The 24606-nt window shown below is 68.9% G+C and carries 29 protein-coding genes and 3 tRNA genes; 18 read left to right on the forward strand and 14 right to left on the reverse strand.

All coding sequences use genetic code 11. The annotated features are described in order from the left end of the window. From FHT32_RS34325 to trpE, 12 genes are all read right to left on the reverse strand, one after another. The coding region (locus FHT32_RS34325; RefSeq protein ID WP_038111923.1) for a GTP-binding protein at positions 1-90 on the reverse strand (90 nt) is incomplete at its 3' end. Between the two features lie 73 nt (positions 91-163). Next, a tRNA-Thr gene (locus FHT32_RS34330) sits at positions 164-238 on the reverse strand. A gap of 39 nt (positions 239-277) precedes the next feature. After that, positions 278-351: transfer RNA gene (locus FHT32_RS34335), tRNA-Gly, on the reverse strand. Between the two features lie 64 nt (positions 352-415). After that, positions 416-501, reverse strand: a tRNA-Tyr gene (locus FHT32_RS34340). Between the two features lie 109 nt (positions 502-610). Continuing rightward, the gene (locus FHT32_RS34345) at positions 611-1318 is read right to left on the reverse strand and encodes a uracil-DNA glycosylase (RefSeq protein ID WP_176669002.1); all 708 of its coding nucleotides are present in this window, start codon (positions 1316-1318) and stop codon (positions 611-613) included. Continuing rightward, complete coding sequence (gene trpC / locus FHT32_RS34350; protein ID WP_176669003.1) at positions 1315-2115, reverse strand: indole-3-glycerol phosphate synthase TrpC; 801 nt, start codon at positions 2113-2115, stop codon at positions 1315-1317. The genes FHT32_RS34345 and trpC overlap by 4 nt, the downstream gene beginning before the upstream one ends. A gap of 29 nt (positions 2116-2144) precedes the next feature. Continuing rightward, the gene (gene trpD / locus FHT32_RS34355; RefSeq protein ID WP_176669004.1) at positions 2145-3167 is read right to left on the reverse strand and encodes an anthranilate phosphoribosyltransferase; all 1023 of its coding nucleotides are present in this window, start codon (positions 3165-3167) and stop codon (positions 2145-2147) included. Positions 3168-3188: 21 nt separating this feature from the next. Continuing rightward, positions 3189-3854, reverse strand: a complete 666-nt coding sequence (locus FHT32_RS34360) for a LysE family translocator (RefSeq protein WP_176669005.1) — start codon at positions 3852-3854, stop codon at positions 3189-3191. A gap of 16 nt (positions 3855-3870) precedes the next feature. Beyond that, the gene (ltaE, locus tag FHT32_RS34365) at positions 3871-4932 is read right to left on the reverse strand and encodes a low-specificity L-threonine aldolase (RefSeq protein ID WP_176669006.1); all 1062 of its coding nucleotides are present in this window, start codon (positions 4930-4932) and stop codon (positions 3871-3873) included. A 5-nt stretch (positions 4933-4937) separates the two neighbouring features. Further along, positions 4938-5522, reverse strand: coding sequence for an aminodeoxychorismate/anthranilate synthase component II (locus FHT32_RS34370; protein ID WP_176669007.1), 585 nt, complete (start codon positions 5520-5522; stop codon positions 4938-4940). Then, positions 5519-5911: a GxxExxY protein gene (locus FHT32_RS34375; protein WP_176669008.1), complete on the reverse strand. Its 393-nt coding sequence runs from the start codon at positions 5909-5911 to the stop codon at positions 5519-5521. Before FHT32_RS34375 ends, FHT32_RS34370 begins: the two co-directional genes overlap by 4 nt. Next, the gene (gene trpE, locus FHT32_RS34380; protein WP_176669009.1) at positions 5908-7410 is read right to left on the reverse strand and encodes an anthranilate synthase component I; all 1503 of its coding nucleotides are present in this window, start codon (positions 7408-7410) and stop codon (positions 5908-5910) included. Before trpE ends, FHT32_RS34375 begins: the two co-directional genes overlap by 4 nt. Before the next feature lie 373 nt (positions 7411-7783). Here trpE and FHT32_RS34385 point away from each other — a divergent pair, with 373 nt between their 5' ends. Further along, positions 7784-8362, forward strand: coding sequence for a chalcone isomerase family protein (locus FHT32_RS34385; protein WP_176669028.1), 579 nt, complete (start codon positions 7784-7786; stop codon positions 8360-8362). Between the two features lie 16 nt (positions 8363-8378). Here the strand turns inward: FHT32_RS34385 and FHT32_RS34390 are convergent, their stop codons facing one another. After that, positions 8379-9080 (reverse strand): phosphoglycolate phosphatase, encoded by a 702-nt coding sequence (locus FHT32_RS34390; RefSeq protein ID WP_176669010.1) that lies wholly within the window; start codon positions 9078-9080, stop codon positions 8379-8381. Between the two features lie 225 nt (positions 9081-9305). On the opposite strand from FHT32_RS34390, the gene FHT32_RS34395 reads away from it, so the two are divergent. The 10 genes from FHT32_RS34395 (at position 9306) to FHT32_RS34440 (ending at position 16841) form a co-directional block, all read left to right on the forward strand. Then, complete coding sequence (locus FHT32_RS34395) at positions 9306-9848, forward strand: Rrf2 family transcriptional regulator (protein ID WP_176669011.1); 543 nt, start codon at positions 9306-9308, stop codon at positions 9846-9848. A gap of 66 nt (positions 9849-9914) precedes the next feature. Next, positions 9915-10256, forward strand: coding sequence for a hypothetical protein (locus FHT32_RS34400; RefSeq protein ID WP_176669012.1), 342 nt, complete (start codon positions 9915-9917; stop codon positions 10254-10256). A gap of 46 nt (positions 10257-10302) precedes the next feature. Beyond that, a complete protein-coding gene (locus tag FHT32_RS34405; RefSeq protein WP_176669013.1) occupies positions 10303-10575 on the forward strand; it encodes a hypothetical protein in 273 nt (90 codons plus the stop codon). After that, a complete protein-coding gene (locus FHT32_RS34410; RefSeq protein ID WP_176669014.1) occupies positions 10572-11027 on the forward strand; it encodes a hypothetical protein in 456 nt (151 codons plus the stop codon). Before FHT32_RS34405 ends, FHT32_RS34410 begins: the two co-directional genes overlap by 4 nt. A 104-nt stretch (positions 11028-11131) precedes the next feature. Next, positions 11132-11869, forward strand: coding sequence for an SGNH/GDSL hydrolase family protein (locus tag FHT32_RS34415; RefSeq protein WP_176669015.1), 738 nt, complete (start codon positions 11132-11134; stop codon positions 11867-11869). Positions 11870-12035: 166 nt separating this feature from the next. Beyond that, a complete protein-coding gene (locus tag FHT32_RS34420) occupies positions 12036-12377 on the forward strand; it encodes a hypothetical protein (RefSeq protein WP_176669016.1) in 342 nt (113 codons plus the stop codon). Continuing rightward, positions 12377-12670 carry a hypothetical protein gene (locus tag FHT32_RS34425; protein WP_176669017.1) on the forward strand — a complete coding sequence of 98 codons (294 nt, stop codon included), beginning with the start codon at positions 12377-12379 and terminating at the stop codon, positions 12668-12670. Before FHT32_RS34420 ends, FHT32_RS34425 begins: the two co-directional genes overlap by 1 nt. Positions 12671-12674: 4 nt before the next feature. Next, positions 12675-13223 (forward strand): sigma-70 family RNA polymerase sigma factor, encoded by a 549-nt coding sequence (locus FHT32_RS34430; RefSeq protein WP_176669018.1) that lies wholly within the window; start codon positions 12675-12677, stop codon positions 13221-13223. A 157-nt stretch (positions 13224-13380) separates the two neighbouring features. After that, positions 13381-14421, forward strand: coding sequence for a FecR domain-containing protein (locus FHT32_RS34435; protein WP_176669019.1), 1041 nt, complete (start codon positions 13381-13383; stop codon positions 14419-14421). Next, positions 14418-16841, forward strand: a complete 2424-nt coding sequence (locus tag FHT32_RS34440; RefSeq protein WP_176669020.1) for a TonB-dependent siderophore receptor — start codon at positions 14418-14420, stop codon at positions 16839-16841. Before FHT32_RS34435 ends, FHT32_RS34440 begins: the two co-directional genes overlap by 4 nt. Before the next feature lie 13 nt (positions 16842-16854). On the opposite strand, the gene FHT32_RS34445 is transcribed toward FHT32_RS34440, so the two are convergent. Next, the gene (locus FHT32_RS34445; RefSeq protein ID WP_176669021.1) at positions 16855-18246 is read right to left on the reverse strand and encodes a PLP-dependent aminotransferase family protein; all 1392 of its coding nucleotides are present in this window, start codon (positions 18244-18246) and stop codon (positions 16855-16857) included. Positions 18247-18601: 355 nt separating this feature from the next. Here FHT32_RS34445 and FHT32_RS34450 point away from each other — a divergent pair, with 355 nt between their 5' ends. From FHT32_RS34450 to FHT32_RS34480, 7 genes are all read left to right on the forward strand, one after another. Next, positions 18602-19084, forward strand: a complete 483-nt coding sequence (locus tag FHT32_RS34450; protein WP_176669022.1) for an MSMEG_0572/Sll0783 family nitrogen starvation response protein — start codon at positions 18602-18604, stop codon at positions 19082-19084. A 143-nt stretch (positions 19085-19227) separates the two neighbouring features. Further along, a complete protein-coding gene (locus tag FHT32_RS34455) occupies positions 19228-20271 on the forward strand; it encodes a Nit6803 family nitrilase (protein WP_176669023.1) in 1044 nt (347 codons plus the stop codon). Further along, positions 20234-21316 (forward strand): MSMEG_0568 family radical SAM protein, encoded by a 1083-nt coding sequence (locus tag FHT32_RS34460; RefSeq protein ID WP_176669029.1) that lies wholly within the window; start codon positions 20234-20236, stop codon positions 21314-21316. The genes FHT32_RS34455 and FHT32_RS34460 overlap by 38 nt, the downstream gene beginning before the upstream one ends. A gap of 2 nt (positions 21317-21318) precedes the next feature. Then, positions 21319-21891 carry an MSMEG_0567/Sll0786 family nitrogen starvation N-acetyltransferase gene (locus tag FHT32_RS34465; RefSeq protein ID WP_176669024.1) on the forward strand — a complete coding sequence of 191 codons (573 nt, stop codon included), beginning with the start codon at positions 21319-21321 and terminating at the stop codon, positions 21889-21891. After that, positions 21888-22895 (forward strand): sll0787 family AIR synthase-like protein, encoded by a 1008-nt coding sequence (locus FHT32_RS34470; protein WP_176669025.1) that lies wholly within the window; start codon positions 21888-21890, stop codon positions 22893-22895. Before FHT32_RS34465 ends, FHT32_RS34470 begins: the two co-directional genes overlap by 4 nt. Beyond that, complete coding sequence (locus FHT32_RS34475) at positions 22886-23170, forward strand: MSMEG_0570 family nitrogen starvation response protein (RefSeq protein ID WP_176669026.1); 285 nt, start codon at positions 22886-22888, stop codon at positions 23168-23170. The genes FHT32_RS34470 and FHT32_RS34475 overlap by 10 nt, the downstream gene beginning before the upstream one ends. A 43-nt stretch (positions 23171-23213) precedes the next feature. After that, a complete protein-coding gene (locus FHT32_RS34480; protein ID WP_176669027.1) occupies positions 23214-24515 on the forward strand; it encodes an MSMEG_0569 family flavin-dependent oxidoreductase in 1302 nt (433 codons plus the stop codon). Positions 24516-24606 lie beyond the last annotated feature (91 nt).

Below are 24606 nucleotides of genomic sequence, written 5' to 3' on the forward strand. Positions count from 1 at the left end.
AGCCGTCAGCGTGGTCTTGCCGTGGTCGACGTGACCGATCGTGCCCACGTTCACGTGCGGCTTGGTGCGGGTGAATTTACCTTTTGCCATTTTTCGACTCCGAAAAAAACGTTTCCAACGTATGCAGATGGGTTGCAATGCAGCTTTTGCAACCCCCAAAAACTGGTGCCCTTTGCGGGAATCGGACCCGCGACCTCTCCCTTACCAAGGGAGTGCTCTACCACTGAGCCAAAAGGGCTTTGTCTAACCAATCGCTTCCGGCGCCGAACCGGGTCTCTGGAGCGGGAGACGGGAATCGAACCCGCGTCATCAGCTTGGAAGGCTGGGGTTCTACCATTGAACTACTCCCGCATCAGGAGCACTCGAGGCACCCAAAGCGCGAAATCCAAACGCTCTTAGAAACCAAATTCATCGCTGGTGGAGAGGGCTGGATTCGAACCAGCGTACTCGTAAGAGGGCAGATTTACAGTCTGCTGCCATTAACCACTCGGCCACCTCTCCGGCGAACCTCGAAATATAGCACGGTTTTGTGACTACCCGGAAATCCATGCATCAACAAAGATGCAGGAAAACCGCTCGAGGCGTTAGCCCACGATTATCGCCTAAGTTTTCACCCCTCCGACCGCTGCGCCTCACGCCAGGCACGCGCTTCGCCGAAATGACCGCAGCCGATGAACGGCACGGGCGGCCGCTGGGCCGAAAGAGGCGACGGATGATTCGACATCAGCACCTTATGGCGCTTAACGTCGATCAACGCACGCTTACTTTGAGCGTGCGAGCCCCACAGCATAAAAACAACAGGTTTGGCACCGTTCGAAACATGCCGGATGACGGCATCGGTCAGCACCTCCCAACCGCGCCCGGAATGGCTGGCCGGCTGCGCCTCCTCCACCGTCAGGCAGGTGTTGAGCAGCAAAACGCCATGGGTCGCCCACTTCACCAGGCTGCCACCCGGATTCGGAAACGGCGGCGGTGCCGTCCCCAGGTCCCGCTGCAGTTCCTTGAAGATGTTGCGCAGGGACGGCGGCAGCGCCACGCCCGGCGCCACGGAAAACGCGAGCCCTTCTGCCTGGCCGCGCCCGTGGTACGGGTCCTGCCCCAGGATCACCACGCGCACGTCTTCCGGCGGCGTGAGTTCCAGCGCCCTCAGCGGCTGCGGCGGAAAGATCACGGCGCCCGCATCGAGCCGCTCGCGCAGGAACCCCTGCAGCTTCTGCCCCACGGCGCCGCCGAAGAATTCATCAACCAGCGGCTGCCAGCCCGGCGCTACCGGCCAGTCGGCGGGATCGCTGCTCGACAGCTGATCGGGCCGGCTCATTTGAACAATGCGGCGAGGGCCTCGCCGGGCTCCTTGGCGCGCATGAAGGCCTCGCCGACCAGGAAAGCGTTGACGCCCGCCGCCCGCAAGGTGGCCACGTCCTCACGCGTGCCGATGCCCGACTCCGTCACCGGCAGGCGATCGGCCGGCAGCCTCGGCAGCAGGTCGATGGTCGCCTGGATCGACACCTCGAAGTTGCGCAGATTGCGGTTGTTGACCCCGATCAGCGCCGTCTTCAGCCTGAGCGCGCGATCGAGCTCGACCGCGTCGTGCACTTCCACCAACACCGCCATGCCCAGGCCGCGCGCGATGGCCTCGTAGTCCTTCATCTGCGCGTCGTCCAGGCAGGCGGCGATCAGCAGGATCGCGTCGGCGCCCATCGCGCGCGACTCGTACACCTGGTACGCATCGACGATGAAATCCTTGCGCAGCACCGGCAACTCGCACGAGGCGCGGGCCTGCTTGAGATAGTCCACGCCGCCCTGGAAGAACTGCTTGTCGGTCAGCACGGAAAGGCAGGCCGCGCTGATCTCGCCGTCGCCTTCGGCGTAGCTCTGCGCGATGTCCGCGGGAATGAAGTCCGCGCGCAGCACGCCCTTGCTCGGACTGGCCTTCTTGACTTCGGCGATCACCGCGGCGTGGCCGGCTGCGATCTTGGCGCGCAGCGCGCCTTCGAAGTCGCGCGTCAGCACGCGGCTCTCGGCATCGAAGCGCACGGCTTCGAGCGGCGTGCGCTTCAGGGCCGCGGCCACTTCCTGGCGCTTGACGGCAATGATCTTGTCGAGGATGTCGGACATGGCTTCTGGGGTTCCTGTTCTCTTGCAACTCAGACGGTCGCGGACGCCTTGACCAGTTCGGCCAGCTTGGCCTTCGCCGCGCCCGATGCGATGGCGGCGCGCGAGCGCTCCACACCCACCTGCACCGAATCGACCACGTTCGCCGCATAGAGCGCGGCGCCGGCGTTCAGCAGCACGATGTCGAGCGCGGGGCCTGCCTGATTGTCGAGCACACCCAGCAGCATCGCCTTCGACTGCTCGGGCGTTTCCACGCGCAGCGCGCGGTTGCTCGACATCTGGAAACCGAAGTCCTCGGGGTGCAGTTCGTACTCGCGGATCTCGCCGTTCTTCAGCTCGCCCACCATGGTGGCGGCGCCGAGCGAGATCTCGTCCATGCCGTCGCGCCCGTAGACCACCACCGCGTGCTCCGCGCCGAGGCGCTGCAGCGCGCGCACCTGGATGCCCACGAGGTCGGGGTGGAACACGCCCATCAGGATGTTCGGCGCGCCGGCCGGGTTGGTCAGCGGCCCGAGGATGTTGAAGATCGTCTTGATGCCCAGTTCCTTGCGCACCGGCGCCACGTTCTTCATCGCCGGATGGTGGTTCGGCGCGAACATGAAGCCGATGCCGCATTCCTCGATGGAGCGTGCGATCTGCTCGGGCTTGAGGTTGATGTTCACCCCCAGCGACTCCAGCACGTCGGCGCTGCCCGACTTGCTCGACACGCTGCGCCCGCCGTGCTTGCTCACCTTGGCGCCCGCCGCGGCGGCCACGAACATCGAGCAGGTCGAGATATTGAAGGTGTGCGAGCCGTCGCCGCCGGTGCCCACGATGTCCACGAGGTTCGTCGTGTCCTTGACCGGCACCTTGGTCGACACCTCGCGCATCACCTGCGCGGCGGCGGTGATCTCGCCGATGGTCTCCTTCTTCACGCGCAGGCCCGTGATCAGCGCGGCCATCATCACCGGCGAGCACTCGCCGCTCATGATGAGACGCACGATGTGCAGCATCTCGTCGTGGAAGACCTCGCGGTGCTCGATGGTGCGCTGCAGCGCTTCCTGGGGGGTGATCATGGAAAGTCTCCTCGGAATGAATCAGCGGCCGACGCGGACTGCGGCGGGCGCGTCGGTGAACGCGAGCTTGAGGCCGAAGCCGATGAACAGCACGCCGGCAACGCGATGGAGCCAGTGCATGCCTTTCTGCACTGCACTGCGGCGCGCCATCCAGCCCGCCGCCAGGGCCCACCCCACGTTGACGGGAATGGCGTTGACGTTGAACAGCACGCCCAGCAGCACGAAGGCCAGCGCCTTGTTGTCGGTGCCCGGCGCGATGAACTGCGGCACGAAGGCCAGGAAGAACAGCGCGACCTTCGGGTTGAGCACGTTGGTCCAGAACCCGCCCAGGAAGATCGCCTTGAGGCTGCGCTCCCCACCCGCCGCCGCGGCGGCCGCGCCGAGGTCGGCGGGCGGCGCGGGCTTCGACACCAGCATGCGCACGCCCAGGTACAGCAGGTAGGCCGCGCCGATGTACTTGAGCACCGTGAAGGCCGTGGCCGAGGTCGCCATCAGGGTGCCCACGCCGACTGCGGCAGCGAAGATGTGGATGAAGCAGCCGGCCGTGATGCCCAGCCCGGCCACGATGCCGGCGCGCACGCCCGAGCGCAGCGAGTTCGTCACGACGTAGAGCACGTCGGGCCCCGGGGTGAGATTCAGCAGCCAGCCGGCGGCGATGAATGCGAGCAGATGGGGAAGATCGGGCATCGCGCGCTCGTGGCTTTCAGGACTTGAAGAAGGCCCGGATCGCCGCGACGGCCCGGTCGACGCCGGCGGCATCGACATCGAGGTGCGTCACGAAGCGAAGCCGGTAGAGCCCCGTCGCCAGGATGCCCTGCGCATTGAGGCTCGCCAGCAGCTCCGAGGAGCGCGCCTGCGCGGCGCCCGTGAGGTCGACGAACACGATGTTCGTGTGCGGCGCCTCCACCTTCAGCCCCTCGATGCCTTCGAGCCCCTGCGCCAGGCGCTGCGCCAGCGCGTGGTCGTCTGCGAGGCGGTCGACATGGTGATCGAGCGCATGCGAAGCCGCCGCCGCCAGCAGGCCGGCCTGCCGCATGCCCCCGCCCGCCATCTTGCGGACGCGATGCGCCCGGGCGATGAATTCGCGCGAGCCGACCAGCGCCGAGCCCACGGGTGCGCCCAGCCCCTTGCTGAAGCACACCGACACGCTGTCGAAGCACTGCGCGATGCGGCGGGCTTCCGCGCGGATGTCGCTGCGCCTGTTCAGCGCAGCCTGCGCGGTCGCGGCATTGAAGAGCCGCGCGCCGTCGAGGTGGCGCTGCAGCCCCTTGCTCTTGGCGAGATCGGTCGCGGCCTGCACGTATTCGAAGGGCAGCAGCTTGCCGCCCAGCGTGTTCTCCAGCGCCAGCAGCCGCGTGCGCGCGAAGTGCGCGTCGTCCGGCTTGATGGCCGCCTCGATCTGCGCGAGCGGCAGCGTACCGTCGCTTGCGTGGTCCAGCGGCTGCGGCTGCACGCTGCCGAACACCGCCGCGCCGCCGCCTTCCCAGCGGTAGCAGTGCGCCTGCTGGCCGACGATGTACTCGTCGCCGCGCCCGCAGTGCGACAGGATCGCGCACAGGTTGCTCTGCGTGCCGGTGGGCACGAACAGCGCCGCCTCGAAGCCCAGCATGCCCGCGATCTTCTCCTGCAGCGCGTTCACGCTGGGATCGGTGGCGAAGACGTCGTCGCCCAGGGGCGCGGCCATCATGGCCTCGCGCATCGCGGGCGTGGGTTGGGTGACGGTGTCGCTGCGCAGGTCGACGACAGAAGAAGTGCGATCGGTCATGGTGGTCAGTCCAGGAAGTTTTTGAGCATGGCGTGACCATGTTCAGTCAGGATCGATTCCGGATGGAACTGCACGCCTTCGATGCGCACATCGTGCGCGAATCCGGTGTGCCGCACCCCCATGATCTCGCCGTCGTCGGTCCAGGCGGTGACAGCCAAAGCCTTCGGGCAGCTCTCGCGCTCGATGGAAAGCGAGTGGTAGCGGTTGACGACGAAGCGCTTGGGCAGCCCCGCGAACACGCCTTCCTGCGTGGTCGTGATCTCGCTGGTCTTGCCGTGCATGAGCTGCTGCGCCCGCACGATCTTCCCGCCGAAGGCCGCGCCGATGGCCTGGTGCCCCAGGCACACGCCCAGGATCGGGAGCTTGCCGGCAAAGGCCTCGATGGCCGCCACCGACACGCCCGCCTCCGCCGGCGAGCACGGCCCCGGCGACACCACCAGCCGCGTCACGCCCGAGGCGATCAGCTCGCCGATCTGCTCCACGGTGATCTCGTCGTTGCGGTGCACCTGCACGTCCGCACCCAGCTCGCCGAAGTACTGGACGATGTTGTAGGTGAAGCTGTCGTAGTTGTCGATCATCAGCAGTTTCATGGCTTGCTCACAATCCGGTGCACGCCCTTGACGACGGGGAACACGTTGAAGTTGATCAGAAGGCCCAGCTTGAGGCCCGAGAGACGCAGCGCGGCCAGCACCTGCGCGCGATGCAGGTCGGTCAGCACGTCGACCGCCCTGAGTTCGACGATGACCGACTGCTCGACCACGAAGCCCGCGCGATACACCTCGCCGAGCGAACGGCCCTTGTAGCTGGCGGACAGTGCCACGTCGCGCGCAAAGCCGATCTCGCGCTCGGCGAGCTCGATGGCCAGCGCCGCGGCGTAGGCCGCTTCGTCGAGCCCCGTGCCGAGCACGCGCTGCACCTCGACGGCCGCGCCGATGATCTCGTGCGAAAAGTCGCCCTGAATATCGGGTGCGGCGCTCATTCCAGGCCTTCCTCGACCAGTTCGGCGGCACGCAGCAGCGCACGCGCCTTGGCCTCGGTTTCCTTCCACTCCAGCTCGGGCACCGAGTCGGCCACTACGCCGGCCGCGGCCTGCACGTGCAGCATCTGGTCCTTCACGATGCCGGTGCGGATCGCGATGGCCACGTCCATGTCGCCCGCATAGCTGATGTAGCCGCAGGCGCCGCCGTACAGGCCGCGCTTGGTGGGCTCGAGCTCGTCGATGAGTTCCATCGCATGCACCTTCGGCGCGCCGGTCAGGGTGCCGGCCGGGAAGGTGGCCTTGAGCACGTCGATGGCGGTCATGCCGTCCTTCAGCGTGCCTTCGACGTTGCTCACGATGTGCATCACGTGGCTGTAGCGCTCCACCGCGAAGGCCTCGGTCACCTTCACGGTGCCTGTCTTGGCGATGCGGCCGATGTCGTTGCGCGCGAGGTCGATCAGCATCACGTGCTCTGCGCGCTCCTTCGGGTCGTTGATGAGCTCGACCTCGGCCGCCTTGTCGAGCTCCAGCGAAGCGCCGCGCGGACGGGTGCCGGCCAGCGGTCGGATGGTGATCTTCTGCTCGCCCTCGCCCGTGTTCTCCTGGCGCACCAGGATCTCGGGCGACGCGCCCACCACGTGGAAGTCGCCGAGGTTGTAGTAGTACATGTAGGGCGACGGGTTCAGCGAACGCAGCGCGCGGTACAGCGACAGCGGCGACTCGGTGTAGCGCTTGCTGATGCGCTGGCCCACCTGCACCTGCATGAAGTCGCCGGCGGCGATCATTTCCTTGGCGCGCTCCACGGCCGCGAGGTAGTCGGCCTTGGCGAAGCTGCGCTCGGGCGGATGCGGCTGCGTAGGCTTCACGACGGGCGCGCTCACCGAATACTTGAGCTTTTCCTTCAGCTCGCGCAGGCGGCGCTTGCCGACGGCGTAGGCCTCCGGCTGCTTCGGGTCGGCATAGACGATGAGGTAAAGCTTGCCCGAGAGGTTGTCGATGACGGCCAGCTCCTCGCACTGCAGCAGCAGGATGTCGGGGCAGCCCAGCGTGTCGGGCGGGCAGGTCTTCTCGAGCTTGCGCTCGATGTGGCGCACGGTGTCGTAGCCGAAGTAGCCGGCAAGGCCGCCGCAGAAACGCGGCAGGCCCGGGCGCAGCGCGACCTTGAAGCGCTTCTGGTAGTCGGCCACGAAGTCGAGCGGATTGCCCTTGACGGTCTCGACCACCTGCCCGTCGGTCACCACCTCGGTGACGGCTTCGGCGCCGAAGCCGCTGGCGCGAAGCAGCGTGCGGGCCGGTAGTCCGATGAAGCTGTAGCGCCCGAAGCGCTCGCCGCCCACCACCGATTCGAGCAGGAAGCTGTGCTTGCCGCCGCCTTGCGAATGGGCCAGCTTGAGGTAAAGGGAAAGGGGGGTCTCGAGGTCGGCGAAGGCCTCGGCCATCAGCGGAATGCGGTTATAGCCCTGGGCGCTGAGGCTCTTGAATTCAAGTTCGGTGATCACGGATTCGTTCTCCAGTTGCCTGCGGCGCTCCTTCGGCCGGCGGCAAGGTCATTCACGGGTGGCCCGGTGCCGGCATGCGTGCCGGTCCGGAACCGCGGGCGCACGGCGTGCGCCGCGCAATCAAACAATCAGCGAAGTATGGCGACGCCAGGGCCAGGCTCCCCGGCTGCCTTCACCTGTTTGAATGATGTGATGAACGAACATATGAGCCGTGGAGTTTAGCCCACGAAAACGCCCGCAGGCGCAACTCGCCGCTTCGGCGGTGGCTTTCAGGGTTCCCCCGAAGCCGAAGGAGTAGAACAAAAAGATACATTCGAACGACCGTTCGCAAAATTCCAAGGAGACAGCGTTGACCGCCCTTCCGTTCACGACCATGTTCTCTCGCCTCGCCCTGGCTGCCTGCCTTGCAGCCGCAAGCCTGGGCGCCTCGGCCGCGCAGGTCGACGTGGGCGGCGTCAAGCTCGAAGACCAGATGGATCTGCGCGGCACGCCCCTCCTGCTCAACGGCGCGGGCATCCGATACAAGGCCATCTTCAAGGTCTACACCGCCGGCCTGTACGTGGGCAAGAAGGTGTCGACGCCCGAAGAGGCACTGGCCGTGCCCGGCCCCAAGCGAGTGGCCATCACCATGCTGCGCGACATCGACGCGAACGAGCTCGGCAAGCTCTTCACCAAGGGCGTGGAAGACAATTCGCCGAAGACCGAGATGGTCAACCTCATCCCCGGCCTGCTGCGCATGGGCCAGATGTTCGCCGACCAGAAGCAGCTGAAGGCCGGCGACACCTTCACCATCGACTGGCTGCCCGGCACCGGCACGCTCATCACCGTGCGCGGCGTGCCTCAGCCCGATCCGATCAAGGAACAGGCCTTCTTCAACGCACTGCTGCGCATCTGGCTCGGCCCGAACCCGGCCGACTGGAAGCTGAAGGACGCGCTGCTCGGCAAGCAGTAGCCAGTAGCCGAAGCGGCTATCGCCCGGCGGCCGGCACAAGCTCGGCCAGCGAGTCGACGAAGGCGTCGGCATCCACGCCACGTACCGGCTCGCCGTGGTTGTAGCCATAGCTCACGAGCACGACGGGGCACCCCGCCGCCCGGGCAGCGCGCGCGTCGTTGCTCGAGTCGCCGATCATCAGCGTGCGCGCGGGCGCCGTGCCCATCGCCTCGCAGGTCTTCAGCAGCGGCAGCGGATCCGGCTTCTTCCGCTCGAAGGCATCGCCGCCGAACACCAGCTCGAAGAAACCGTCTAGCCCCTTGTCGACCAGCAGCGGCTTGGCGAACGAGGTCGGCTTGTTGGTCAGGCAGGCCAGCCGCAGGCCCTGTGCACGCAGCGCCTTCAGCCCGTCGATCACGCCCGGGTACACCGCAGAGTGGCGTCCGTTGATGGCGAGGTAGTGGTGCTGGTAGCGCTCCCAGGCACGCCCGAACAGCGCGCGCGCTTTCGCATCGGCGTCGGGCGACGCAATCACGTGCACGAGCGCGGAATGGATCAGGTGCTCGGAGCCCTTGCCCACCATCGTCTCGATGGCGGCGGGGGCCACGTGCGGCAGCGAGAGATCGTCGAGCATGCGGTCGAGCGAGGCGGCGAAGTCGCCGAGCGTGTCGACCATGGTGCCGTCGAGGTCGACGATGGCGGCGTCGAAGCGGGTGCGGTCGAGGGGAATGGAGTTCAAGGCAAACGGGAAGCGGAGTTGGGCGAAATTGCGAAGAATCGCCCGACACTTTACAGAGCGCCGGAAAACCGCTTTCCGCCCCTGATGCCAGGCAAGCGCCCGCGAGCGCCGGCACTTTTGCAAACTGTTTCAGAGCCCGTCGTCGTCATGCCCCGGAAACTTTTCGGGGCCTTTCGCACACCTATGCCCCATCGTTTGCAAAAACCCAACAACGAGGAACACTCCATGCGTCTCACGACGAAGGGCGGCTTCGCCTTGACGGCCATGATCGATGTCGCAATGCGCGAGCAGGACGGCCCCGTGCCACTGGCGTCGATCAGCAAGCGCCAGCACATTGCCCGCTCATCGCTCGAACTGCTGTTCAGCAAGCTGCGCCAGCACGCCCTGATCAAGGCGACACGCGGACCGGGCGGCGGCTACACGCTGACGCGCAGGGCGTCAGAAATCACGGTGGCGGACATCCTCGCCTCGGTCGACGGCCAGCCGCTGGCCGATACCGAAACCTCCCCTGGCAAGAACGAGCCTGGCAGCAAGGGCTGCTATTCGACGGAAGCGCTGTGGGCCTCGGCCAAGCACCACGTCATGGAATTCCTGGGCTCCGTCACGCTGCAGAGCCTGGTCGAAGACCAATTGGCCAAGGGTGTGCGCGTCGAGCACGAGCCCGCGCCGAGAAGAAAAGAAACCCAGCCGAGCCCCGCGGCCCTGCCGCTGCGCGTGAACGCACCCAACTCGGTGTTCGCGTGGAACGGCGTCTTCGCCAAGCGCTGAAGACGGCAACTGCACTCTTCGCCGCTTTCTCTTCTTCTTTCTCCTTCGCCGACCTCCTTGCCGACGATGCCCCGCTGGCTCCTGTCTCTGCTGCTCGTGCTCGCGCTGGGCTGCCAGAGCTTTGCCGCGCTGGCCCAGTCGCATGAGGCGGCAGTGGCACCGATGGCCGCCGGCCTTCATTCGCAGGGCCACGACTGCGAAGCACCGGCGCATCCGCCGGCCACGCTCGAAGAACGCTCGCCCGCCACCGAGCTGGCGCCCGATCTCTCCGAAATCTGCGGGCTGCGCAATGCAGCCCTGCATCACGCCGCATGGCGCGGCGCCGCGCCGCCGCAATACGTGCACGCGCCTGCATCCCGCGTGCCGCGGGTTCCGCTGAAGCCGCCACGCGCGGGCACCGCCGTCTAGGCGGCGAAGGCGCGGGCCCGCCCCGGGCTCCCGCTTTTCCATCGACATGCAGAAGACCGCGACGCGCGGGCCAGCCGGCCTGCGCGTCGCATTCGTCCTGCGCGGCCGTTGCCGGCCGGCGCGGGCTTTCGAACCAATCCAACGCGAAACCGCTTTTCTCCCAATGACCGAACTCACCATGGTCGCCTTCGGCACCTGTCTTCTTCTGCTGTACCTGGCTTGGCGCGAACGCGTCGTCTCGAACGATCGCGATGCCGGCCTGCTCGCCGGCGTGGCTGCATGCGCGGGCGTGGCCGGCATCGTTTCGCTGGTCGTGTGAAGTCGTCCGCGACCGAACGGCGGCAGCGCTGGGCTGCCGTCGCCGCGCCTGCGGCGCTCGCCCTCGCGGCGAGCGCATGCACCGACGGCTATCCGTCCAGGGACGCGCCCGCCGCCCACACGCTGAGCGCCGCCGAGCACGTCCACGCGCTCAACGGCATGCTCCGGCACGAGGCGCGCAGCGTGGACGCGAAGCTGGCGCTCGCGACGCCCTGCGTCCTGAGGCTCTCGACCACGGCGCGCGGCGAGCGCGAGCAGACGGCCTCGCTGCGGCTGGAAACGCTTCGCATCGCCTTCTCCGTGGACGAGCGCTACCGGGTCAGCCTGGCCCGGGACGCCAGCGTGCCCGTCGCGCGCGACCACCGCTTCGTGGTGGACGACTGGCACGACGCGGTCGCCTTCCGCTCGCACCTCCAGCAGCTGCAGATGGCCTGCGCGGCTTCGAAGGACTGAAGCCGGGCCTTCTTTTTTTCTCCGCGCGTTGCGGGTTCCGGCAACTCGTTCGGCAAACCGGATGAAAGCCTCTGAATTGCCAGAAGCGCCATCCGGAGATTGCCTTGGTTTTTCTTCCCGCACGCCACCGCGCAGCCTGCGTCCGGCTGTCCGACATCGCACTCACGCTGATCGCCATCCTCGCGATCGGCGCGCTGGTTCCTGCCTGCGGAGACAGCCGCGGCAGCATCGGCCCCGCCAGTAGCAGCAGCAAGAGCAGCAGCGCCCCCGCCCACCCGGTGGCGCCCGACGACCCGCCCCCGACCGCGCGCGACTGCACCGTCACCTTCGAGGGCGACTCGATCCTCCACGGCAGCTACGCCAGCAACCAGCGCTTCGACGAGCCGCCCGCAGCGATGCTCACGCGCCTGCGTCCCGCCTACACGGTGATCGACAACAGCGTGCCCGGCTCCACCGCCGCCCAGCGCGCGCCCGTGTTCGCAGGGGCACCGCTCACCACCCATTTCGTGGTGCTCCAGCACGGCATCAACGACGGGCAGTTCGGCCAGCCCTACGAGTCGGCGCTGCGGCGCATGGTCGCGCACGTCCAGGCCCAGGGGCGCACGCCGGTCATCACCGGACTCAGCCGGCAGCCGATCACCGTCACCGGCAGGGACGCGGCCGACGACATCGCCCGCCGGGTGGCCGCAGAGACCGGCGCGCTGTTCGCCGACTGGGGCGCGGTGTCCTTCAAGCCCGCGGAGATGGCCGACGTGCTGCACCCCGCACCGGCCTACAGCGAGCGATTGGTCTGGCGCATCGTGTCCGTGCTGGACCGGGCCGCGCCCGAGTGCAGATACTGACATCGGCTTTTTTTTCGGGCCTGCCATTGCGGGTTTCGGCATTCCGTTCGGCAAGGGAATGCATCCACCTGAAACCCGAAGAGGAACCGCCTCCCATGCTTCAGAACCTTTTCTTCCACGCACGTCGCCCGCGACTGCAGCTTTCGAGCTGCCGGGAGCCCCCCCGATGAGCACCGGCAGCCTCGGCCTCGTGGTGGCCGCGCTCTTCGCGCTCGGCGCCGCCGGGTTCACGGGCAAGACGCTCGGCGCGCGCGCCGAAGAGCACCGGGCGGCGATCAGCCTGCGCGAGGCGGATGCGCCTTCCGAAACCGTCCCCCGCCTGTCGCAGGCCTTCGAGACAGGCACCGGCCGCGCCGTGGCGCCCCATGTCCATGCCTGCCAGGCCATCGCGGCGCGTCACGGTGCGCGCATCTACACCGCGACCTCGCCGCTGGGCGGCGGCTGCCTCACGCTGAGGCTCCCGCTGGACGGCGCGCGCACCGCGCGTGCTGCGAAGGGACTGCTGTGATGGCCGCCCGCCAGTTCCCCGCGCCGCGCGACATCGGCATGCCGGGCCGGTCCCGAATCGCCGCCGATGGCGCAGTGGGCCCGCTGCGGGCCTGGCTGGTCGACGGATGCTGCCTCGGCGCCGCGGCCGCCGGCGTTGCGCTCGCGGTGGGCTTCAGCCGCTGCGAGGCGGGCAATGCCGGCTCCGCGGCGCTGTCCACGCTCGCGCCCATCATGCAGACCCGGGGCCATCGCACCCCCGCGGGCTGCAGGCGCGGCAGAACTTCGGCCACAAATGTCAACGCAGTGAGATAGATTCATGCCTGCCGCACTCGCAGCGTTCCCGAACGACTTCCCCCCGCCCTCCATGCCGGACCGTCCTCCCCCGCGAAGCGTGGAAACCCTCTACGGCGAACACCACGGCTGGCTGCTCGGCTGGCTGCGCCGCAAGCTGGGGCATGCGGGCGATGCCGCCGACCTGGCCCAGGACACATTCCTGCGCGTGCTGGGCCGCCAGCGCGACGTCGACGAGGTCCGGGAACCGCGCGCCTGGCTCACCACCATCGCACACGGCCTGGTGGTCGACCACGTGCGGCGCCGCACGCTGGAGCGCGCCTGCCTCGAAGCCATCGCCGCCCTGCCCGAGCCGCAGGCACCGTCGCCCGAGACGCAGATGCTGCTGGTCGAGGCGCTGGTACGCATCGACGCCATGCTCGATGGCCTGCCCGCCAAGGCGCGCAGCGCCTTCCTGCTCTCGCGGCTCGACGGCCTCGGCTATGCCGAGATCGCGCAGCGCCTGAACGTGAGCCTGAGCTCCGTCGAGAAATACATGGCGACCGCCATCCGCCATTGCCTAGCCCTGAAATGAACCTCCCCCAGGCTTCGCGCACTTCGTGTCGCTTCTCCTCCCCCCTCGCCGGGGGCAACACCGGCGGCCCGGCAGAGCCGGTTCCGCGGTGTTCCCGGCTTCGGCCGTGGCGGCTTCGTGCGTCGTGGATTGCACGGCGCGTAGGGAGGCACGCGGAATGAAGGCAGCATTCCCCCCTTCTTCCGACCTGCTCGACCAGGCCATCGCCTGGGCCGTGCGGCTCGGTTCCGGCAGCGCCGACAGCAAGGCGCATGACGAGTGCGATGCATGGCGCGCCGCGCATCCGTCGCACGAACAGGCCTGGCAGCAGGTGCAGTTCGTGGAGGACGCCTTCCGCCAGGTGCCGCGCATCGGCGGCACGGGCGACCGCCTCGGCGCGGCGAGCGGCGCGCTGGCCCACGGCGCGCTGCAGGCCGCCGGCCGCATGCGGGCGCAGCAGGGCCGCCGCCGCGCGCTCGGCGCGATCGGCGTCCTGGGTCTCGCCGCCACCGGCGGCGTGATCGGCCTCTTCGTGTGGCGCGAACAGCCCTGGGAGCAGCGCACCGACTACGCCACCGCCGTGGGCGAACGAAAGCGCGTGACGCTGTCCGACGGCACCGAGCTGAACCTCAACACCGGCTCCGAGGTGCAGGTGGTCTTCTCGCCGCGCAGCCGGCGCATCGTGCTGCGCCGTGGCGAGCTCTTCGTGCGCACCGGCGCCGACGGCGGGGCGCTCTTCGGCCATCGCGCCTTCTGGGTCGAGACGCCGCACGCGCGCTTCGAGGCCCTGGGCACGCGCTTCGGCGTGCGCGAGCAGGACGGCCAGACGCGGCTTTCGATGACCGAGGGCCGGGTCGCCATCCACGCCACAGGCAACAGCGTGCAGCCGGTGGTCGCTCAGGCCGGCGACGGCTACATCGTGCGCGGCGACGCGACGCCGCCCCAGCGCGTCGTGGACCGCAGCTTCGAACCCGATGCCTGGACCGACGGCGCACTGGTGGCCCGGCAGATGCGGCTGGACGCATTCGTCGCCGAGCTGGCGCGCTACCACGGCACGCCGCTGGTCTGCGACGCGAACGCGGCCTCGCTGCGCGTGTCGGGCGTTTTCCAGCTCAACGGGCCCGACCCGGTCGGCCGCGCGCTCGAAGCGCTGGTGCGCACGCTGCCCGTGCGGCTCGAACAAGGCACTGGAGGCACATTGACCATTTCGCGACGTTGAGAAGACTTCCTCCGGACCGCCATCCCGGGTTCTGGCGCCTCCGGCCGGCAAGGCCCACCCTGCTTCCCGCGCTGCTGCTGGGCATCGCGGCGGGATGGGTCGCGCCCGTCGTATCCGCGCGCGCGCAGGCACAGCCGGCGGAGGGCAAGGCGCGCGCGGGCTTCGACATACCGGCCGGCCCGCTCGAGGACGCGCTCAGCACCTTCGCGCGGCAGGCCGGCATCACGCTGTCATTCGACCCGGCACTCGTGCGCGACAGGAGCGCCGCCGCCCTCAAGGGCAGCCGCACCGTGCCCGAAGGGCTGGCCGAGCTGCTGTCGCCGCACCGGCTGGAGGCAATTCCCGGCGTGAGCGGCGCCTATGCGGTGCGGCCGGCAGCAGCAGGCGCCGCCGCTTCCGGCACGGGGGCCTCCCTGCCCCCTCTGACCGTTACCGCGCAGGGCGAGCGCGCCGACGGCCAGGTCGACGGCTACGTGGCGCAGCGCAGCGCCACCGCCACGCGCACCGACACGCCGCTGCTCGAGACGCCGCGCGCCCTCACCGTCGTCACGCGCGCGCAGATGGACGACCAGGCCGTGCACACCGTCGAGCAGTCGCTTCGCTATTCGGCCGGCGTGCTCACCGAGGTCGCCGGCTACGACACGCGCTTCGCCTCGCTCACGGTGCGCGGCTTCGCACCCGCCGAGTACCTCGACGGTTTCAAGCTCCCCGCCGGCAGCGTCATCTCGCGCTGGCTGGCCGAGCCGCAGGCGCTGGAACGCGTGGAGCTGCTGAAGGGCCCCGGCGCGGTCTACGACCCGTCGGCACCGGGCGGTGCGATCAACATGGTGTCCAAGCGCCCATCGGCGGAGGCGGTGCGCGAGGTGAGCCTCTCGCTGGGCAACCGCAACCGCCACCAGGCCAGCTTCGACCTCGGCGGCGCGATGAACGCGGACGGCACTCTGCTCTTCCGGCTCAACGGCGTGGTGCGCAAGAGCGACGGCCAGACCGACCATTCGCGCGACGACCGCAGCTTCATCGCTCCCTCGCTGACATGGGCGCCTTCGGCGCGCACCAGGATCACGCTGCTGGCGGAGGTCACGCGCGACCGCACCACGCCCAAGAGCATCTGGCCCGAGGGCGCGCTCATCACGCCCAACCCCTGGGGCAGCATTTCCCGCGAGCGCTTCATCGGGGAGCCGGGCTTCGACCGCTACAACCGCAACGCCTCCTCGCTCACCTACCTGTTCGAACACAAGCTCGACGATCAATGGACCCTGCGGCAGAACGCACGCCGCGCGTCGCTGGACGTCGACTACCGGCAGGTCTACGGCACCGGCTTCGAGAACGATCTGCGCACGATCGATCGCACGGCGATGCGGGCCATCGAACGCAACCGGACCACCACGCTGGACACCCAGGTCGAGGGCCGCTTCGGCACCGGACCGGTCGCGCACACCCTGCTGATCGGGATGGAATACCAGCGGCAGTCGAGCAAGCTGGCCGGCGGGATCGGCCAGGCGCCATCCATCGATGCCTTCGCGCCGGTCTATGGCGCGGCGGTGCCCGAGCCGGCGTTCAGCGCCATGTCCGACAACGCCGTCACGCAGCGCGGGTTCTACGTGCAAGACCAGATGCGCAGCGGCCCCTGGTCGCTGGGGCTCACGGTGCGGCAGGACCGCGCGCGCAACAGCTTCAGCCCGCTGTCGGCGGCCTCCAGGGGCATCGACACCAACACCAAGACGACCTACAACGCGGGACTGCTCTACCTCGCGCCGAGCGGGCTCGCGCCCTACTTCAGCTACTCGACGTCGTTCACCCCGCTGCCGGGCGCCTTCGCGAACGGAAGTCCGCTGAGGCCCGAGCTCGGCCGGCAGGTCGAGGTGGGCCTGAAGTACCGCCCGCCCGGCGTGGACGCGCTGTTCACCGTGTCGGTGTTCGACCTGCGCAAGAACAACTCCCCCACCTTCGACCCGTACGTGATCGGTCCCGTCTCGCAGATCGGCGAGGTGCGCACGCGAGGCCCCGAGTTCGAGGCGCGCGCCGCGCTCACGAAGCAGCTCAAGCTGGTGGCCAGCTACACGCTGCTCGACGCCAAGGTCACGCAAAGCCTGAACCCCGCCGAAATAGGCAGGCAGCCGCTCAACACAGCGCGCCAGACCGCCGCGCTGTGGCTCGACTACCGCTTCGGCAGCCCCGCGCTGCAGGGCTGGAGCATCGGCGGCGGCGTGCGCCATGTCGGCAAGGTGCCGGCCAGCATCGACAACAGCAGCTACAACCCGCCCTACACGCTGCTCGACGCGGCGCTGCGCTACGAACGCGGCCCCTACGGCTTCGCGCTGAACGCCACCAACCTCACCGACCGGAGCTACGTCGCGGGCAACGGCCAGTACTTCGGCCAGCGGCGCGCGGTGCAGGCGAAGTTCACCTACCGCTGGTAGCAGCGGCCAGGCACTATCGCAATGTCGCGTGCGGATGCAGCGGATGCGCCAGCGTGTCCGCGATCAGCCGCAGGGCCTGGTCGCACTGCTCGCGCGACATCGGCCCGCCCAGGCAGATGCGTACCGCGTCGGGCGGATCGCCGTCGGTGGAGAAGGCGGCGCTCGCCACCACGCCCACGTTCTGCGTGCGCAGGTACGACGCGAACTCCACCGGGCTCCAGCCGGGCGTGAGCGGCAGCCACGCATGGAAACCTTCGGAATGCGCCTGCAGGCCGCTGTCGCCCAGGTGCCGCGCGGCCAGCGCCTGCCGCGCCATCGACTCGGCGCGCACCGCCTGCAGCATCTCCTCGGCGGTGCCGTCTTCCACCCACAGCGTCGTCAGCGCGTTGGTGATCGGCGAGGCCATGACCGTGGTGGCGCGCATCGCGCCGGCCAGCCGCTGCGACTGCACCACCGTCGGCGAGCACACGTAGGCGCTGCGCAGCCCCGCGCCGAAGCACTTGGAGAAGCCGCTCACGTAGTAGGTGAGCCCCGGCGCCAGCGTGGCCAGCGACGCGGGCGTCTGCCTCGGCAGCATGCCGTAGGCATCGTCCTCGATGATCGGCACCGCATAGCGCAGCGCCACGTCGGCCAGCGCCTCGCGCCGCGCGCGCGACACGGTGGCCGACGTCGGGTTCAGCAGCGTGGGGTTGCAGTACAGCGCCTTGGGCTTGAGCGTCTTGCAGGCGTGCTCGAAGGCATCGGCGATGGGGCCGTCGTCGTCCATCTGCAGCGCATGCAGCTGAACGCCGAGCTGCGCCGCGATGGCCTTCACGCCCGGGTAGGTGAGCGACTCCACGCAGACCAGCTCGCCGGGCCGCGCGAGCTGCGAGAACAGCGCGGTCAGCACGCCGTGGATGCCGGGGCACACCAGGATGCGATCGACGCTGGCGTCGGGCACGAAGGGCCGCAGCCAGTGCATCGCGGCGGCGCGGTCGTGCGCGGTGCCCCCGAAGTCCTGGTAGCGCAGCAGGTCGTGGAAATCGACCTGCGCGAAGGCGCGGCTGGCGCTGTCGTGCAGGCGTGCCATCAGGTGTTCGTCGTCGGGCTCGGGCGGCATGTTCATCGTCATCTCGGCGCCGCTGCCTCCGCGCAGCCGCAGGCTCGGGCTGCCCGAGCGGATGAAGGTGCCGGTGCCGGCGCGCGAATCGATCAGCCCGCGCTTGCGCGCCTCGGCATAGCCGCGCGCCACCGTCGTGTAGTTCAGTTCGAGATCCGCCGCCAGCTCGCGCAGCGTGGGCAGGCGGTCTCGCACGCCCAGGCGGCCCGTCTTGATGTCGTCGGCGATCAGGTCGGCCAGCAGCAGGTAGGCCGGCCGGGCGGTGTTGCGCAGCTGCTTGCGCCAGTGGGCGGTGATGGTGGTCATCGTGCGTGGTCCGGCTGAATTGATTGCATCCATTGATTGCATCTGGCCACCAATCAACATGCAGGAACCGCGCCCGCGCCAGAGGGGCTGGATGCTTCGATCAGGTGCGATCAACCCCATTGATCGGGTGCATTGATCGCATGGGACGTGCGTCGTCGCGGTGCGGAAATGGCCGCCCGAGCCAGCTTCGTTGCCACTTTTGCAGGCCCTGAAAAAAATTTTGCGCTCGCGCACGCCGCGCCGCTTGGCGTTGATCGCGCATTGATCGCACGGGCCCGGCCGGCCGCTGGCACAACGCCTGCGAAGAAAAGAGCACGCAACACCTGCGTACCCCTTCACCCAACCGGAGTACCCCATGCCCAAAGTCACCCGCCCCCGCAACGAGAAAGGCGAGTTCCTCGTCGACTACGAAGAGAAGGTGTTCGAAGACGTCAAGGCCGAGCCCGGAGAGAAGGCGCTCGTCACCTTCCACACGGTGGCCTTCGAAGGCTCCATCGGCTTCGTGAACCTGCTGCAGGCCACGCGTCTGCGGCGCAAGGGCTACGAGACCTCCGTGCTGCTGTACGGCCCCGGCGTGACGCTGGGCGTGCAGCGCGGCTTTCCGACGCTGGGCGACGAGGCATTCCCGGGCCACCAGAACTTCAACAAGCAGATCGCCAAGTTCATCGAGGAGGGCGGCAAGGTCTATGCGTGCCGCTTCGCGCTGCAGGCGCTCTACGGCCACGGCGAAGGCGCGCTGATCGAGGGCATCAAGCCGATCAACCCGCTCGACGTGCTCGACCTCGTGCTGCTGCACAAGAAGGCCGGCGCCGTCATCATCGACACCTGGACGCTGTAAATGTCCACCCCCAGTCTTCGCGCACTTCGTGTCGCTTCGCCAACCCCCTCGCCGGGGGCAACACCTGCAGCCCGGCAAAGCCGGTTCTGCGGTGTTCCCCGAATTGGCTTCGCTGCGCTTGCCGTCGTGGACAGGGGATGACCATGACCTCTTCTTCTCGCATCGTGCGGGCCGCGGCGATCCAGATCGCGCCCGACTTCGAACGGCCGGACGGCACGCTCGATCGCGTGTGCAGCGCCATCGACGCGGCCGCGGCGAAGGGCGCGCAGATCGCGGTCTTTCCCGAGACCTTCGTGCCCTACTACCCCTACTTCAGCTTCGTGCTGCCGCCGGTGCAGCAGGGTGCGCCGCACCTGCGGCTGGCCGAGCGGGCGGTGGTGGTGCCCGGCCCCGTCACGCAGGCGGTGGCCGAGCGGGCGCGCGCGCGCGGCATGGTGGTAGTGCTCGGCGTGAACGAGCGCGACCACGGCAGCCTCTACAACACGCAGCTGGTGTTCGACGCCGACGGCACGCTGGTGCTCAAGCGCCGCAAGATCACGCCCACGTACCACGAGCGCATGGTCTGGGGCATGGGCGACGGCGCCGGCCTGAAGGTGGTCGACACCGCCGTCGGCCGCGTGGGCGCGCTGGCCTGCTGGGAGCACTACAACCCGCTCGCACGCTACAGCCTGATGGCGCAGCACGAGCAGATCCACTGCGCGCAGTTCCCCGGCTCGCTGGTCGGCCCGATCTTCGCGGAGCAGATGGAAGTGACCATCCGCCACCACGCGCTGGAGTCGGGCTGCTTCGTGGTCAACGCCACCGGCTGGCTCACCGACGAGCAGATCCGATCGGTCACGCCCGACGCCAACCTGCAGAAGGCGCTGCGCGGCGGCTGCCACACGGCCATCGTCTCGCCGGAGGGCAAGCACCTCGCGCCGCCGCTCACCGAGGGCGAAGGCATGGTGGTAGCCGACCTCGACATGGCGCTGATCGCCAAGCGCAAGCGAATGATGGATTCGGTCGGCCACTACGCGCGGCCGGAGCTGCTCTCGCTCGCCATCAACGACCGCCCGGCGCAGACCACCGTGCCGATGGATCGCACGCAACCCCACGTTCAACGGAGTCCAGAACATGACCACGACGACACAGCAAGACAGCCGGCAGCTGATGACCGAGCTCCAGTCCTTCGGGTTGCGGCTGGTTGACCCTTCGGCCGGCGTCGCGAGCCGACGCGGCGGCGCGGGCCCCTCGGACCACAAGGCCGTGACGGTGGACGGCCACACGATCATGGTGCCGGTCCACACCTCCACCGCGTGGCACTCGCCCTTCACCGCCGAGGCGCCCGACGCCGCGGGCGTGAGCCGCGTGATGCGCGGCAGCATTCCCATCGCGAGCATCAGCTTTCCGAAGCAGCCGCGCTTCTACGCGATGCAGACCTTCGACGGCGTGCCCTACTCGCACATCGCCACGCTGCACGGCAGCGACGTGCTGGCCACCACCGTGCTGCAGACCTGCATCCGCTACGAGAGCCGCAGGAAGAGCTGCAAGTTCTGCGCGATCGGCCAGTCGCTCGCGGCCGGGCGCACCGTCGCGCGCAAGACGCCCGAGCAGCTCGCCGAGGTGGCGCGCGCCGCCGTGCTGCTCGACGGCGTGAAGCACATGGTGATGACCACCGGCACGCCCAACGCCACCGACCGCGGCGCGGCCGTGCTGTGCGAAAGCGCATTCGCGATCAAGGCCGCGGTCGACATCCCCATCCAGGGCCAGTGCGAGCCGCCCGACGACGACCAGTGGTTCCACCGCATGAAGGCCGCGGGCATCGACACGCTGGGCATGCACCTGGAGGTGGTCACGCCCGGGGTGCGCGAGCGCATCATGCCGGGCAAGGCCAGCGTGCCCGTCTCGCGCTACATGAGCGCCTTCGAGGCAGCGGTGGGCGTGTTCGGGCGCGGGCAGGTCAGCACCTACATCCTGGCCGGGCTGGGCGACACGCGCGAAGCCATCCTCGACACCTGCGACCAGCTGCTGGCACGCGGCGTGTACCCCTTCGTCGTCCCCTTCGTGCCGATCAGCGGCACGCCGCTGGAAGACCACCCCGCCCCCACGCCCGAGTTCATGAAGTCGCTGCTCGCGCCGCTGGGCGAGCGCGTGGTGGCGGCCGGCCTGCGCTCGGCCGACATCAAGGCCGGCTGCGGCAAGTGCGGCGCGTGCTCGTCGCTTTCCATCTACGAAAAAGAAAGCGAGAGCTGACCATGCTGTGCCTCGACGATCTCTGCGAGATGGGCGAACGGATGGGCGACCACTACGCGCCCGTCGAATACCTGGTGCGCGAGGCCGCGCAGCAGTGGGAGCGCGACGAGGCGATGGCGCTGCGCCGCGCGGTGTTCTGCATCGAGCAGGGCATCTTCGCGCGCGACGACCGCGACGCCGTCGACGACCATGCGCGGCTGCTGGTGGCCATGTCGTGCAACGGCGGCATGCCCGAGCAGGTGGTGGGCACGGTGCGCATCCATCGCGGCCTGGCCGATGGCGAATGGTGGGGCTCACGGCTGGCCGTGCATCCTGCCTTCCGCAGCCAGGGGCACCTGGGCGCGACGCTGATCAGGCTTGCCGTGTCGCGCGCCAACGCGCTGGGCTGCAAGCTCTTTCTCGCGCAGGTGCAGAGGCAGAACGTGCCGCTGTTCGAGAAGCTCGGCTGGAAGATGCTCGAGGAGACCGAAGTGCACGGCCGTCCGCATGCGCGCATGCAGGCCGATCTCGGCTGGTATCCGCCCTGCCACGACCCGGTGAGCGGTTTCGTCACGCGCGCCAAGGTGATGTCATGACGAACGCCGGCCAGATTGCCGAAGCCCTGCGCGCCACGCGCGGCTTCGCCCACAAGCGCGACATCGGCGACGTGGTGTCGGTGCTGGGCCGCTCGCTGCCCGGCGGCCATGCCGCGCTCGCGCAGGCCGTGCCCGTGGGAGACGACTGCGCCGCCATTCCCGACGGCCACGGCGGCTACCTGCTGTTCGCCATCGAGGGGTTGGTGGAAGACTTCATCGTGCGCATGCCCTGGTTCGCGGGCTACTGCGGCGTGATGGTCAACGTGAGCGACATCTACGCGATGGGCGGCCGCCCCACTGCGGTGGTCGACGCGCTGTGGAGCAACGGCATGGACCCGGCCGACGACGTGCTGCGCGGCATGGCCGAGGCCGCCGTGCGCTATGGCGTGCCCATCGTCGGCGGGCACAGCAACAACCGCAGCGAGCGGCCGCAACTGGCGGTGGCCATCCTCGGCCACGCGCGCCGGCTGCTGACCAGCTTCGACGCGAAGCCGGGCGACCTGCTCGTGATGGCGGCCGACCTGCGCGGCGCCTACGAAGAGCCGTTCCCGTACTGGAATGCCTCGACCCGCGCGCCCGCCGCCCGGCTGCGGGCCGACCTGGAGCTGCTGCCGTCCATCGCGGAGGACGGCCTGTGCTGCGCCGCCAAGGACATCAGCATGGCCGGCGCGGTGGGCACGGCCATGATGCTGCTCGAGTGCTCGGGCACTGGCGCCCGCATCGACCTCGACGCGATTCCGCGGCCCGAGGGCGTGCCGCTGCTGCGCTGGCTGTCCTCGTTCCCGAGCTACGGCTTCGTTTTGAGCGTGGCACCGGCCCAGGTAGCGCCGGTGCTGGCCCGGTTCGCGGCGCGCGACATCGCCTGCGGCGTGATCGGCGAGGTCGATGCCACACGGCAGGTAAAGCTGCGGGCGGGCGACGATGAGGCGCTGCTGTGGGACTTCGGCAGCGACGCGTTCATCCAGCCGCCAGTCGCCCTGCGGGAGCCCGCTACATGCCTGTGACGCACTTCCGCGTGCGCTGGCCCGACGCCAGCGAAACCCGCTGCTACTCGCCTTCGAGCGTGGTGCGAGACCACCTCTCGCCCGGCCAGCGCTACGAGCTCGACGAATTCCTGCAGCGCACGCGCGAGGCGCTGGGCATCGCCTCCGAGCGGGTGCGCGCCAAGTACGGCTTCGCGTGCTCGCAGGCGATGGACCAGCTCGCAGAGATCGAAGGCATCGCCGCGCGCTTCGGCGCAACCGCGCACGCCCAGGTCACCGTCGTCGCCTTCGACTGACCTCCCCCACATCCAGAGAACCAGAGAAAGAAAGAGAGCCCTCATGTCACACCCCTACGGAGGACGCAGCCACTACAGCGTCGTCATCGTCGGCGGCGGCCAGGCCGGCCTGTCGCTGAGCCATTGCCTGCAACAGCGCGGCATCGACCATCTCGTGATCGAGAAGCGCAGCCTCGTGCACACCTGGCGCACGCAGCGCTGGGATTCGTTCTGCCTCGTCACGCCCAACTGGCAGTGCCAACTGCCGGGCTGGGGCTACATCGGCAGCGATCCGCACGGCTTCATGGTCAAGGACCAGATCAACGAATGGCTCGCGGGCTTCGTCGAGCATGTGAAGGCACCGGCCATCGAAGGCGTGACCGTGGAGCGCGTGGCGCGCGACGGCGAACGCGAGCGCTTCAACGTGCAGACCGACGCCGGCCTCTACACCGCCGACCAGGTGGTGGTGGCCTCGGGCGGCTACCACCGCCCCATCGTGCCGCGCCTGGCCGAGAAGCTGCCGGCGGGCGTCGCGCAGTTCCACTCCGCCCAGTACCGCAATCCGGCGCAACTGCCGGAGGGCGCGGTGCTGGTGGTGGGCTGCGGCCAGTCGGGCGCGCAGATCGCCGAAGACCTGCACCTGGCCGGCCGCAAGGTCCACCTGGCCACCGGCAATGCGCCGCGCTGCGCGCGCTTCTACCGCGGCCGCGAGGTGGTCGACTGGCTCGCCGACATGAAGTACTACGACATGCCCGTCACCGAGCATCCGCTGCGCGAGGGCGTGCGCGACAACACCAACCACTACGTGACGGGCCGCGACGGCGGCCGCGACATCGACCTGCGGCGCTTCGCGCTCGAAGGCATGGAACTCTACGGCCTGCTCAGCGGCTTCGACGAGGGCAGCTTCGAGTTCCAGCCCAACCTGCGCGACAACCTCGACCAGGCCGACGGCACCTACAACCGCATCAATGCATCGATCGACAGGCACATCGCCGCACAGGGCATCGCGGCACCGCCTCCTTCGGTCTACACGCCGGTGTGGGAGCCTCGCGAAGAGCGCACGCGGCTCGACCTCGCGGCCGCGGGCATCACCAGCGTGGTCTGGTGCATCGGCTTCTCGCCGGACTTCGCCTGGGTCGACGCACCGGTGTTCAACGGGCGCGGCGCGCCGGTGCACCTGCGCGGCGTGACGAACGAGCCGGGGCTCTACTTCCTCGGGCTGCCCTGGCTGCACACCTGGGGGTCGGGGCGCTTCTCGGGCGTGGCGCGCGACGCCGAGTTCCTGGCGCAGGCCATTGCAACGAGAAAGGAAGGATTGCGCGACGGGGGCAATGCCGCAGTTGCGCTTGAACTGCGCGCAGCCTAGGGCCTGTTCACACTATTTCCGGGGTCGCGAAGGGCAGCAAGGGCGGGCCAATCAAGGCGCGTGACGACGCGTGTGCATGCGCACACGCTAG

Source organism: Variovorax sp. SG517 (assembly GCF_013376045.1).
GTDB lineage: Bacteria > Pseudomonadota > Gammaproteobacteria > Burkholderiales > Burkholderiaceae_C > Variovorax.